The organism is Anaerocolumna sedimenticola, from assembly GCF_009931695.1.
In the GTDB taxonomy this organism is placed as follows: domain Bacteria; phylum Bacillota; class Clostridia; order Lachnospirales; family Lachnospiraceae; genus Anaerocolumna; species Anaerocolumna sedimenticola.
Genome location: NZ_CP048000.1, coordinates 2,649,586 through 2,661,955 on the forward strand (window position 1 = coordinate 2,649,586; position 12,370 = coordinate 2,661,955).

The window sequence follows — 12,370 nt, forward strand, 5'->3', positions numbered from 1 at the left end:
GGACAATATTGGCCTGCTGCTTTATTAGTAAAACAGTTTACCGGTATTGTCTGTTTTATTTCCGACGATAGCAAAGTGAGAATCAGCAAGCTTGCTTGCATAAATTCCAACGCCCACGTGTACCGGAAGAAACTCCCAAAGTTTGCTTCTTCCGGTTCCTGCTAAGACAAAGTATTTGGCTAAAAAGATAAACTTTCATACTGGCACTTGATTTATAAATTTATTGTAGTACTATGTTAATAGTTATGGAAATTTATATGAAAGAGACATAGTTCGAAATAGGTATAGGCAGAAATAGGTATAGGCAGAAATAGGTATAGGCAGAAATAGATATAGATATAGATAATTAATAGATACAGATGCAAATAGATATAGATAAGTAATAGATATAGATGCAAAGAGATATAAATAAATAGATGTAGATTTCAATACATAGGGAGATAAATGGATGTAAGTGCAAGATACTGAGTAAAGGGTGGAGGCAGCATGGATAAAATAGCGTTACAAAAAGCGGTTGAAGAAGAAATAAAGGAGGCGCAGGCTAAAATTTCCCTGTATATAAAAAACTTGAAAACCGGTGAGGTTTTATTTCAACATAAGGAAGATCTATCAGTTGTTTCTGCAAGTATCATTAAAGTTCCCATTATGGTAGCTGCATTAGAAGAAATACAAAAAGGGGTACTATCTAAAGATACTTTGGTTACTGTTCCCAAATCGACTATTTTGGAGGACTCGGAAGTATTTGAATACGGAGAAAGACAATATACTCTGGATGAATTATTGGTGTGGATGATTATAAACAGCGATAATACGGCAACGAATAGTTTAATTGATTTATTAACCATGGATAAAATTAATCAAACCTGCAGGCAGCTTAATTTGAAAGTTACTAAACTGGAAAGGAAGATGCTTGATTTTGATGCGGTAAAGCTAGGATATAATAATTATACTTCGGCTATGGATATGTGTCTTATTTACAAAGCTTTGTATGACAAGTCCATATTAACGTCTGATTTATGTGATTATGCTGTTAGCATTTTGTTAAGACAGCGTCATAAACAGAATTCCATGCGTTATATCACGGATGAAGTAAAAATAGCTCATAAAACCGGAAGCCTTGATTTTCTGAATCATGATGCTGGTATCTTTTATTTAAAAGAAAATGATTATTATTTCGGAGCTTTTGTATGGGATGCACCTGACGATGTATATGGAATGAAATGGATTGGAAGGGTATCTAAAATGGTTTATGAATATTACAGGCATTACGGGCATTAAATATTAGTAGTTATAAACTTTTTATAACTTAAAAGATAAGAAACGATAAAAGCAATGTGCATAAAATCTGAATTAATAAAACTATTAAAATATTTAGGAAAGGCGAAAAAAGAATGAATTATGCAATGATTAACCATACCCTGGGATTTTTAATGAAAGAACCAACGTGGGAGAGTTCATTGGAAGATGAAGATTTTTACGGAAGAAAAGTGGAAATTCTTTCCTGGGAGAATGATGAATGGTGTAAAATCAGAACACATTACAATTATTCCGGTTATGTACATGTATCCCAGCTTCTCTTTGATGAGGAGAAAATCAACATTTGGGATGCAGTAAATAAAAAACTGGTTGTCCAGCCCTATGCGGATGTTTTGTCTGTGCCAAAAGTACAGGGGTTTCACCAGATGAGTTTAACAAAAGGAGCGTTAGTTGGTATCCTTGAAAATGCTAACGAAGACGGCTGGGTAAAGGTGTTGTTATGTGACGGAAGATGCGGCTATATGAAAGAAAAATTTTTAGGCAGCTTTCTTACTTCCTATTCACTTGATAATGAGGAAAAACTGCGTAAGAATATAGTAAATACCGCACTTACCTATATGGGAACCCAGTACCGCTGGGGAGGCAAAAGTCCCTTGGGAATTGACTGTTCCGGATTGTGTTCCGTGGCTTATATGTTAAACGGAGTCATTATTTACCGTGATGCAGCTATAGCAGAGGGATTTCCGATTCATGAAATCTCCTATGAGAGAATGAAACCGGCCGACCTTCTTTACTTCCCTGGGCATATAGCCATGTATATCGGAGATGACAAATACGTTCATTCCACCGGTAAAAACGGAAGTGACGGTGTGGTTATAAACAGCTTAAATCCCAGAGATAAAGAGTATCGGGTGGATTTATTTCATAATCTAAAAGCTGTTGGAAGTTTATTTTAAAAAAGAAAGGGCTGTTACTTCGCGGTGTTTCGGCAGAATGGAGATTATAATGAAAGTAGTTGATATGCATTGTGATACCATATCTGAGATTTTCTATGGATTACGGGATGGAAAGGACATGGGAATTTCAGGTAACAATTTACATTTGGATTTAAAAAAGATGGAAAAAGCAGATTATCTGGTTCAGAATTTTGCTATGTTTGTGAGTCTTAAAGAATATGCAGACCCTTTAGAGCATTGTTTAAAACTAGTGGATTTATTTTATCAGGAATTACATAAAAATCAGAATAAAATAGCATTGGCACTCACCTATGAAGATATAATAAGAAACCAACAAGCCGGTAAGATGTCAGCATTATTGACCATCGAAGAGGGTGGTGTAACCAAGTGTGAATTAGCCCATTTAAGAAATTTCTACCGGTTAGGTGTCAGAATGCTTACCTTAACCTGGAATTACGAAAACGGAATCGGGTACCCGAATTTCAAATTAATAGAGGGAGAAAAACCGGATTTTCATTCACCCAATACCAAAGACGGCCTGACCGAATTCGGCCTTGAATTTATCCATGAGATGGAGATGCTGGGTATGATTATTGATGTTTCCCATTTATCGGATGCCGGTTTTTATCAGGTACTGGAAAACACAAGAAAACCTTTTGTTGCAAGTCATTCCAACGCCAGGGGCATCTGTAATCATGTGCGGAATTTGTCTGATGATATGATAAGAAAATTGGCTGAAAGAGGCGGTGTTATGGGGATGAATTATTGCCCCAGCTTTTTACAGGATGTGGAAAATGAAAAGGATGCTGTGGGTACTATTACGTCCATTGTGGATCATATTAAATATATTACTTCTGTTGGTGGATACGAATGTATTGGTTTAGGTTCGGATTATGACGGAATTCCCGTACATAAAGATATGCCGGATGCTTCTTATCTGCCGTTGTTAGCGGAGGCTCTGGAAAAAGAAGGTTTTAAACAACATGAAATTGAAGCTTTTTTTTATAAGAATGTATTGCGTTTATACAAGGACATATTAAAGTAAATCGTCTTAACTGGGGACAATAAGAACTTATGAATGAGTACGGAGGTGTTTATTCATAAGTTCTTCCCTATTGTTTGAGATGTCCATTATGGGGCATCATGACAGGAAAATACAACAATGTTGGAAAGCTTTCAAGGACAAGGCTTGTGTCTGCATAATCCTCGGCACAAACTTCAGATTAGCAAAAAGTACACTTAGGATCGGAGAAAAATATGAGAGAAATTACGTTAGAAGAAAGAATCAAAGCGGAATTAGCCAGTTATAATGGTTTGATGGGGGTATACGTAAATGATTTCAAAGGAAATAAGGTAGAAATCAATACGGAGGAAAAATTTGAGACCGCCAGTTGTATCAAAACGTTCATATTAGGAACATTATTTGATGAGGTGGAAAAAGGGAATAAAAGTCTGACAGATATTTTGACCTATACAAAAGAAAATGAAATAGACGGCAGCGGTGTATTAAGGAGCTTGGATTTTGGAGTGCAGTTAACTGCAAAAAATATGGCAACCCTTATGATTATTGTAAGTGACAATGCGGCAACTAATATTATGATAGATTATTTAGGTTTGGAGACCATAAATAATTTTATAAAATCCCATGGTTTTATGGATACCGTTTTACATAATAAAATAAATTTTGTAATGTATGATCAACTAGGGACAACGACACCTAAGGATTACGGCAGAATTTTTGAATTAATCTGTAAAGAAGAATTAATCAGTACCAATGCTTCAAGGCAGATGCTTGAAATATTTAAAAAACAGCATTATAATTCAACTTTGACAAAAAGTTTTCCCCAGTATTTTCTGGATAGTGAAGATACGGGAGAGGAAGAATTAATCTATGTTGCTTCAAAAAGCGGCAGTATGAACGCCTGTAGAAACGACGGCGGAATTATTTCTACGCCTTATGATAAATATGTTATAGTCCTGTTTAATAAAAATTTTACGGACCCAATATATTATCCTGATCATCCGGCTACCGTTTTTAGTTCTAAAGTAAGCCGCCTGATTTTTGATCAGTATCTGACATTGCAGGGAAAGTTGAAATAATTGTTGGAATCTAATTAAAACTTATCATATTAAATCTGTTTAAGCAGGCTTATGATACTAAATCGCTTAGATTCCTATTAAGGAAAAGAACAAATGTTTACCTGGAATTTTTAACATGACATACTGTTGTCATATTCTCTCTGATACAATTATATTATCAAATATAAAGGAGAGATAGCAGATGGATATGAAGTATGTTTTCAAGGAAAAATTTTCAGTATTAGGTAAGCTTGGTCAAGGTAACGCAGAAACCCCCTGGATTTGGATAAAACCGCTCTGGGATGATGCCAATGGTAATTTTTCGGAAATTGAAGAAGTGGCAATTAAAAATAATAATGGTGAACCATCGATCTGGGGAATTATGAGTGATTTAGGAGAAAATTTTGACAGATGGGATGATAAGGCTGGTAAATATTTGGCTAGTTGTGAAGTTAAAGAAGAAACAGTATCCCCTGACGGATGGGTTAAATGGGATGTTCCATCACAAACTTATATTGTGGCATCAAGTAATCAGGAAGAGTACCTTTCGGTATTTCAAAAAGTTATTAATGAGTATATTCCTAAAAATAACCTGAAATTAATTGGTGCTGTACATGAACATTATCCGGAACCAGGGAATCCGGACATTGTAGAATTATTCTTTCCTATAGCGAGAGGTAATTATTTCTGTCAAAGTTGTGGCATGCCCATGGCTTGTGATGATGACAGAGGAACAGAGAAAGACTTAAGCAAAAATGGAGATTATTGCCGCTATTGTTATGATAAAGGAGAATTTACGTCAAACGAAACAATGGAGGAAATGATAAATACCTGTATACCATTTGCTTTGGAGGCAGGAACCTATCCGGATGCAAAGACAGCCAGGGAAGTTATGCTTTCTTATTTCCCTGCATTAAAAAGGTGGAAACAGGTATAAAAACAGTTTGTATGATTCGTATCTTGGGTTGTTGCAGAATTATTATTTTACTGAACTTGATTATGAAATTTGTATTTTTTCTCTCAAGTAAGGTAAATAAGGAATTTGCAACAACCCTGTTTTATGATCCTCAATAGGCAGCCTTTGAAATCGGGTATTAAGGACAAAGGCTTGTTAATTAAATAAGGTAATAAAGTACTTTAATTAACTTAAAAATTTAGTATCATTTTTTTGTATAAATCGTAAATAGTTCTGTGTTGTGTCTATATTTATATCTATTTTGGAATTCATAATTCGTATCCATTATAAAATACCACTTATATCGTTATTATAGAAAACGTTTAAGCTATATTTTCAATAAAAAAGCAGGATGAATTATGGCTAAATAATGTCTAACCAGGAAATATTATGTCTTTTTTTACATTATTTTATAAATATTGGGACGAGTGTATAATTAAGGTAATAAAGGAAAAAATTGTTAAGGGATTTTTTGATAAAAAAGTAATAATCAACATATAAACACTGGTATCTTGATGATAATTATTAAGAATTACAAAATTTAAAAAAATAAGTATTGCAATAACTAGTAAATTATTATATACTATAACCGAACTTAATCGTTATAGTAAATCGATTAAGTAGTAAATGTATACATATTACTGATAATTATTATTTATTTAGCTAAACGTTAACCTGTACTGGGTAGGAGGAACGTTCATGGTGTCTATGAAAGATATCTCGGTTGTTTGCGGTGTATCAGTCGCTACAGTGAGTAAAGCTCTAAATGGACATAAGGACATTGGTGAAGAGACAAAACGCCTGGTTCGTGAAACGGCGAAAGAAATGGGGTATTTTCCTAATTCATCGGCACGTACTTTAAAGACGAATCGTAGTTATAACCTCGGAGTCCTTATGATTGATGAAGCAAACAGCGGTTTAACACATGACCATTTTGTTATGGTACTGGAGAGTTTAAAAGTTTCTGCAGAGAGGCATGGATACGATATTACCTTTATCAGCGGAAGCAAGCAGAGAAAAGATAAGATGTCCTATCTGGAACACTGCAGATACAGAGGACTTGATGGTGTGGTTATTGCTTGTATTGATTATGATGAAATAGAAGTTCTGGAATTAATACACAGTGATTTACCGGTTGTAACCATTGATCATCTGTTTAACGACAGAACAGCAATCATGTCTGATAATATAAATGGTATGAGAGAATTATTTAACTACGTTTATGAATACGGACATAGAAAAATCGCCTATATTCACGGTGCTGAAAATGCGGCGGTAACCAAAAACCGTCTGCACAGCTTTTATAAAATAGCCGAAGAATATGGCTTGGACATTCCGGATGAGTATATCAGAGAATCTGCTTACAGGGATACAGTAATAACGGCACAGCTTACAAATGAACTTCTGGATCTTGCGGATCCCCCTACATGTATTTTATTTCCGGATGATTACGCCGGTTTGGGCGGGATGAATGCAATTAAAGCAAGAGGGCTAAAGATACCTAAGGATATATCGGTCGCAGGGTATGATGGAATCCGAATTACGAAAATTTTGGATCCACAGCTGACTACCATAAACCAGGATACGAAAAAACTGGGACAGTACGCGGCAGAAAAACTAATTGATTTAATTGAAAGACCTAAAACCACATTTACGGAACATATTCTCGTTCCCGGAGTTCTGGATAAAGGTGCAACTGTAAGTAAATTAAAATAATTGAATTTATTTAATTTACAAATAAAGTAATTTAATGAATCGTGGTATTTTTATTACCTTAATGGTGATAATAATATAAATGAAACATATTTAGAAAAAATGGAGGACTAGCTTATGAAAAAGAAGTTTTTAAGCGTAATACTTGCAACTGCCATGGTTGCAACATTGCTGACAGGCTGTGGTAAAAAAGCACCTGCAACTGATGGTAATACTGCAACAGAAACCGCAGATCAGACACAGACCCAGGATACTGCAACCGCAGAAAACACAGGGACTACAGATACAGCAACAACAAAAACAGGTGTGGCTCAGACAAATCTTGCTTACAAAGGTGAACTTGAACTTATGCACTTTTCAACTTCAGAAGAATCGGAGGGAAATGGTGGTTCTGAATCTTTCCGTTCTGTAATTGCAGATTGGGAGACAGTTCATCCTGATATTAAATTAGTACAGAATGTATTGGCAAATGATGATTATAAAACACAGATTGCTACACTTGCAGCAGCTAACGATTTACCTGACGTATTCTTATTACAAGGTATGAATACAAAAGGTTGGGCTTCTCAAGGTCTTGTAATGGATTTAACAGATATCATTGCTAAATCTCCTTATGCTTCACAATATGAAAATTCCACTTTTTATCCATTTACATCTGATAGTAAGATTTATGGTTTCCCTGTATTAACAGCCGGTACCTGTGCAGTAGTAGTATATGACTCTGCTAAATGGAAAGAAGCAGGTTTTGATACTTTCCCTGAAACTTGGGATGATGTCCTGAAAGCAAAAGATTATTTTGCAGATCAAGGCATTGATACTATCGCATTTGGTAATGGAAGTAAATGGCAGGTTAACTCCACTTTCTTAGCAACAATCGGTGACAGATTCACAGGTCCTGACTGGACTCACTCTTTAATCGAAAAGAAAGGTGCTAAATTTACAGACAAGCCGTTCGTAGATGCTCTTAAATTCACAAAAGATGCTTTTGCTTCCGGTGTTTTCAATGAAGACTTTAATGCAATTACGAATGAAGATGCAAGAGAGTACTATATCTCCGGTGATGCAGCAGCATATATCGGCGGTAACTGGGATGTTTCTTATATCCAGTCTGCTTTAAAAGATACAGATCTTTATAATACAACTAAATTTGCAGTACTTCCTCAGCCGACAGGTGCTACAGCATCCACTAAGACTCATGATATCGGTCTTGGATATGCAGTTGCTATCAATCCTAAATTAGCTGATGATCAGGATAAATTAAATGCAGCTATCGATTTAGCATATGAAGTTACAGGTCCTGCATTTGCTAATTATGTAGCATCAAACTATGCTTTAAGTGGTTTAACTAAAGTTGAAAATGTTGATTTAAGCAAATTCGATCAGTTTACACAGGATTTCTATAACTATCAGTATGTTGATAATAAACCTTGTGAAATTTACGATTCTTATATTTCCAGTGCTGTTTGGGATGTATTAAATACAGACCTTCAGACAATGTTAAACGGTGAGATATCACCGGAAGATGTTGCAAAAAATGCACAGAAAGCTTATGATGACAATTATTAATTCTTAAGTAATACTCTTTAAAAATTAAAAAGTACTAATATAACTTGAAACAGGCCTTGTCTGAGCAGAGTTTCTCAGATGAGGCCTAAATAAATAACTGAATATACATCTTCTTCATAACTATATATTTTATAACGATACATTTTTAAGGAGGCGAAAAATGTTAAGTTCAATTCGACCTAAGAATAGAGTTATTTTTGCATATTTATTATTGCCAATTGCATTGTACGTATTTGCAGTCTTCATTCCTTTAGTTACTGCAGCTTTTTACAGTTTTTTTGAATGGAAAGGTGGACCTAATAAAACCTTCATTGGATTTGAAAATTATGCGACTCTTTTAAAGGATTCTGTATTCTGGAATTCCTTTAGTCATAACATATATTTAGTAATTGCTTGTATTATCGGCCAGATAGGCCTTGCATTTGTTTTTGTTTTGATGATTAATTCCCGTTTGGTAAAGTTTAAAGGAATTCATCGTACGTTCGGATTTTTCCCGAGTACTGTTTCAGCTGTTTCCATCGGTTTTATCTGGACTATGATATATGACTATAGACGTGGTGTTTTAAACTGGTTTTTAGATGCTATCGGTAAACATGATGCCACTAAGGTATGGTTAAATGAACCTAAACTGGTTATGCTGCTAATATCGATTCCTTTAATTTGGCAGTTTATTGGTTATTACATGGTTATTATTCTGTCTGCAATTTCTTCTGTTGATAAGGAAATTTTCGAAGTTTCTGAAATAGATGGTGCAAATGGTTTTCAAAGAGCTATTTATATTGTATTACCGTTGATAAAGAATACTTTACTGGTATGTGTAACTCTTTGCGTAGCTGGTAATATGAAAGCATTCGATCATATTTTTGTTATGACTGCCGGTGGACCCGGTAATGCTTCCATGGTTATGGCTCTATATGGATACAAAATTTCATTTGCACAGCAAAACATGGGATATGGTAGTGCAATATCCATCGGTATCTTTTTAGCAAGTTTAGTAGTAATTGGCGGTTCTCAGTTATTGGTTAAATTATTATCAAAGGAAAAAGGAGGAGAAAGATAATGGCTCGTCAAAAATCGGGAAGAGATATTTCTTCTGTAGTTAAAACCAGAGTATTGTCCATATTTATGAATGTTATCCTCATTATTTTCTCCATATCCTGTATCTTTCCTTTAGTATGGATGTTTTATTCCTCATTAAAAGAGAAAAGAGAATTTAATGCAAATGTTATGGGCCTGCCAAAAAGCCCGGACTTTCATAATTATATCAACATCCTTACCAACAAAGATTATCACATATTTGAATCCGTTATTAACAGCTTTAGAACGACTATAATTTCAGTTTTTTTAATTGTTATATTTGGTTTTATTATTGGGTATATTTTGGCTAGAATTAAATTTCCGGGAAATCGTTTATTATATGTAGTTTTCTTAATGGGTATGTTAATTCCTATTCATTCTTTACTGGTTCCGGTTTATGTTGTATTTACCCGTTCCGGTTTAGGAAATCAATGGTTTACTTTAATTATGCCTTACGTAGCATTTGGTTTCCCTATTGCCATATTTTTGGTAGAAGGGTATGTAAAGGGTATACCGGTTGCTTTGGAAGAGGCCGCAGCTATCGATGGCAGCAGTTTCAGCAGAACTTTGTTCTCTATTATTTTACCTATGTGTAAACCGATCCTTACTACAATTGCAATTATCCAGACATTCTCCTGCTGGAACGAATTCTCCTTTGCATTAGTACTTATCAAGGATCCAAGATTACAGACAGTACCTTTGGCCGTAACACAGTTTACAGGACAGTTCAGTTCCGACTATACTAAAATTATGGCTGCTATGCTTATAACAATGGCACCTATTGTTATTTTCTATTTCATATTCAGTAAGCAGATTATTCAAGGTATGGTTGCCGGAGCTGTGAAAGGTTGATAATTGATACGATTCATAATCGGCTTTTGCATATTTTGTTTTGTATTAATATATATGCAATCACATCATGAAGTGTTTTTTAGAAACACAATAGACACGATTATTCCTACTTACCATAGTGTTATCCTATTATACAAAAAAATCTCCCCAAATCTTTTTATAGATGTGAGGGAGATTTTTTTGTTTATGATTTCCGCGAAAGCAAAGTGAGAATTAGCAAGCTTGCTTGCAATAATTCGAATGCGCACCGAAGAAACTCGCAAAGCGTGTTTCTTCCGGTTTGGTATTGATGAATAATGTAATAAAAATTAAATATTATCCATGGAAACTTAATCTGTGAATCATTACGGGACATGCACAAATTTTTATATCAAGTTATATATTGTTATATATTTATGGATGTCTTGCAGGAGGAACAAGATGAAAAAAAGTGGATTTGTTACCCTGCTAATCATGGTTTTTATAGTTCTAGGTCTAACAGGCTGTAAAAAAAGCAATGATTTAGTAAAGGTTCAATTAAATGAAGTGGCACATTCCATATTTTATGCACCTCAATATGCAGCAATTGAATTAGGTTATTTTAAAGACGAAGGTCTGGATGTAGAACTGATAAATGGCTTAGGAGCGGACAAAACCATGACGGCGGTTTTAAGCGGAGATGCAGATATTGGTTTCATGGGTTCGGAAGCCTCAATTTATGTGTATAATGAAGGCAAGGAAGATTATGTTATTAATTTTGCCCAACTAACACAGCGTGCGGGAAATTTTTTAGTATCCAGGGATAAAAACGAAAACTTTAAATGGGATAATATTAAAGGCAAAACTGTAATCGGCGGCAGAGCCGGCGGTATGCCTCAGATGGTCTTGGAATATATCCTTAAGAAAAATGGGATAGATCCTAAAACGGACTTAACGATTGTCCAGAATATTGATTTTGGTTTAACGTCACAGGCATTTGCAGCAGGAACCGGAGATTATACAGTAGAATTCGAACCAAGTGCAACTGCACTTGAAAAAGAAGGTAATGGTAAAGTAGTAGCTTCCTTAGGTGTAGAAAGCGGCAAAGTTCCTTATACCGCATATTCCGCTAAAAAGAGTTATATCGAAAAAAATCCGGAAGTAATTCAGAAATTCACCAATGCAATTCAAAAAGGATTGGATTATGTTAATTCACATACTCCGGAAGAAATAGCAAAGGTTATTGCTCCACAATTTAAAGAAACTGATCTTGACACGGTTACAACGATTGTGACAAGATATTATGAGCAGAATACCTGGAAAGAAAATACGGTCTTTGAAGAAGAAAGCTTTAACTTATTACAGGATATCTTAGAGGAAGCAGGAGTTATAACTTCCAGGGCACCTTATAAAGATTTAGTAACAACTGATTTTGCAGCCAAAGCTTACAAAAAATAAATCAATAAATAGAATATAGAATATAAAAATGAGCCTGTTATTCCTTGCAGGCTCATTTGCTTGTCCGTAAAACTACTAAATAAAGGAAAGTTATAAAAGACGTTACAATTATACTTCCGGAGCGGCTTCATCTTGTAAAGAGGACGCTTTGGTAGCTTTATCTCCAAATTCACAATTGCAGGCACTCTCTTCTTCATCATCAAAATCATCATCAAAATCATCGTCAAAATCGTCTTCAAAATCTTCAAGGTAATCCGGTGTTAAGTATTTATATACTGCATAAGCAATACCGGCTACCGCAGCAACTGCACCAATTACAGCTAATATCATAAGTACGCAGTTGGTTCTTTTTTCCTCTGCTGCTTTTTTACTGTGAAGTAAATCACCTAATTTAGCTGCGTTTAATAATTCTTCAAGTTTATTGTTCATCATAACACATCCTTTCATCGTAAAATGAGTTCTATCCTATTATACCACGATATGAGACTTTTTACTATAG

Annotated in this window: 11 protein-coding genes; 10 read left to right on the forward strand and 1 reads right to left on the reverse strand. The window is 34.9% G+C overall.

Annotated features, from left to right (window positions below; all coding sequences use genetic code 11):
- Positions 1 to 486 precede the first annotated feature (486 nt).
- The 10 genes from Ana3638_RS11605 (at position 487) to Ana3638_RS11650 (ending at position 11,871) form a co-directional block, all read left to right on the forward strand.
- The gene (locus tag Ana3638_RS11605; protein WP_161838169.1) at positions 487 to 1,278 is read left to right on the forward strand and encodes a serine hydrolase; all 792 of its coding nucleotides are present in this window, start codon (positions 487 to 489) and stop codon (positions 1,276 to 1,278) included.
- Between the two features lie 113 nt (positions 1,279 to 1,391).
- Entirely contained in the window at positions 1,392 to 2,213 is an 822-nt protein-coding gene (locus tag Ana3638_RS11610; protein WP_161838170.1) for a C40 family peptidase, read from the forward strand.
- Between the two features lie 49 nt (positions 2,214 to 2,262).
- Positions 2,263 to 3,258 (forward strand): dipeptidase, encoded by a 996-nt coding sequence (locus Ana3638_RS11615; protein WP_161838171.1) that lies wholly within the window; start codon positions 2,263 to 2,265, stop codon positions 3,256 to 3,258.
- A 212-nt stretch (positions 3,259 to 3,470) separates the two neighbouring features.
- Complete coding sequence (locus Ana3638_RS11620; protein ID WP_161838172.1) at positions 3,471 to 4,313, forward strand: serine hydrolase; 843 nt, start codon at positions 3,471 to 3,473, stop codon at positions 4,311 to 4,313.
- Positions 4,314 to 4,494: 181 nt separating this feature from the next.
- The gene (locus tag Ana3638_RS26230) at positions 4,495 to 5,229 is read left to right on the forward strand and encodes a zinc ribbon domain-containing protein (RefSeq protein WP_161838173.1); all 735 of its coding nucleotides are present in this window, start codon (positions 4,495 to 4,497) and stop codon (positions 5,227 to 5,229) included.
- Positions 5,230 to 5,946: 717 nt separating this feature from the next.
- Positions 5,947 to 6,963: a LacI family DNA-binding transcriptional regulator gene (locus Ana3638_RS11630; protein WP_161838174.1), complete on the forward strand. Its 1,017-nt coding sequence runs from the start codon at positions 5,947 to 5,949 to the stop codon at positions 6,961 to 6,963.
- Positions 6,964 to 7,077: 114 nt separating this feature from the next.
- Positions 7,078 to 8,526 carry an extracellular solute-binding protein gene (locus tag Ana3638_RS11635; protein ID WP_161838175.1) on the forward strand — a complete coding sequence of 483 codons (1,449 nt, stop codon included), beginning with the start codon at positions 7,078 to 7,080 and terminating at the stop codon, positions 8,524 to 8,526.
- A gap of 160 nt (positions 8,527 to 8,686) precedes the next feature.
- Positions 8,687 to 9,586, forward strand: a complete 900-nt coding sequence (locus Ana3638_RS11640; RefSeq protein ID WP_161838176.1) for a carbohydrate ABC transporter permease — start codon at positions 8,687 to 8,689, stop codon at positions 9,584 to 9,586.
- Positions 9,586 to 10,455 carry a carbohydrate ABC transporter permease gene (locus Ana3638_RS11645; protein WP_161838177.1) on the forward strand — a complete coding sequence of 290 codons (870 nt, stop codon included), beginning with the start codon at positions 9,586 to 9,588 and terminating at the stop codon, positions 10,453 to 10,455. The genes Ana3638_RS11640 and Ana3638_RS11645 overlap by 1 nt, the downstream gene beginning before the upstream one ends.
- 420 nt (positions 10,456 to 10,875) lie before the next feature.
- Positions 10,876 to 11,871, forward strand: a complete 996-nt coding sequence (locus Ana3638_RS11650) for an ABC transporter substrate-binding protein (protein ID WP_161838178.1) — start codon at positions 10,876 to 10,878, stop codon at positions 11,869 to 11,871.
- Positions 11,872 to 11,979: 108 nt separating this feature from the next.
- Here the strand turns inward: Ana3638_RS11650 and Ana3638_RS11655 are convergent, their stop codons facing one another.
- On the reverse strand, positions 11,980 to 12,318 hold the full coding sequence (locus Ana3638_RS11655) for a DUF4366 domain-containing protein (protein WP_246241025.1): 339 nt from the start codon (positions 12,316 to 12,318) through the stop codon (positions 11,980 to 11,982).
- Positions 12,319 to 12,370: the final 52 nt, after the last annotated feature.

Bases quoted from the DNA above. Each gene is read 5' to 3' on its own strand.
- Ana3638_RS26230 (WP_161838173.1), top strand. From the start codon at position 4,495: ATGGATATGAAGTATGTTTTCAAGGAAAAATTTTCAGTATTAGGTAAG.
- Ana3638_RS11615 (WP_161838171.1), top strand. From the start codon at position 2,263: ATGAAAGTAGTTGATATGCATTGTGATACCATATCTGAGATTTTCTAT.
- Ana3638_RS11630 (WP_161838174.1), top strand. From the start codon at position 5,947: ATGGTGTCTATGAAAGATATCTCGGTTGTTTGCGGTGTATCAGTCGCT.
- Ana3638_RS11620 (WP_161838172.1), top strand. From the start codon at position 3,471: ATGAGAGAAATTACGTTAGAAGAAAGAATCAAAGCGGAATTAGCCAGT.
- Ana3638_RS11655 (WP_246241025.1), bottom strand. From the start codon at position 12,318: ATGAAAGGATGTGTTATGATGAACAATAAACTTGAAGAATTATTAAAC.
- Ana3638_RS11645 (WP_161838177.1), top strand. From the start codon at position 9,586: ATGGCTCGTCAAAAATCGGGAAGAGATATTTCTTCTGTAGTTAAAACC.
- Ana3638_RS11650 (WP_161838178.1), top strand. From the start codon at position 10,876: ATGAAAAAAAGTGGATTTGTTACCCTGCTAATCATGGTTTTTATAGTT.
- Ana3638_RS11640 (WP_161838176.1), top strand. From the start codon at position 8,687: ATGTTAAGTTCAATTCGACCTAAGAATAGAGTTATTTTTGCATATTTA.
- Ana3638_RS11610 (WP_161838170.1), top strand. From the start codon at position 1,392: ATGAATTATGCAATGATTAACCATACCCTGGGATTTTTAATGAAAGAA.
- Ana3638_RS11635 (WP_161838175.1), top strand. From the start codon at position 7,078: ATGAAAAAGAAGTTTTTAAGCGTAATACTTGCAACTGCCATGGTTGCA.
- Ana3638_RS11605 (WP_161838169.1), top strand. From the start codon at position 487: ATGGATAAAATAGCGTTACAAAAAGCGGTTGAAGAAGAAATAAAGGAG.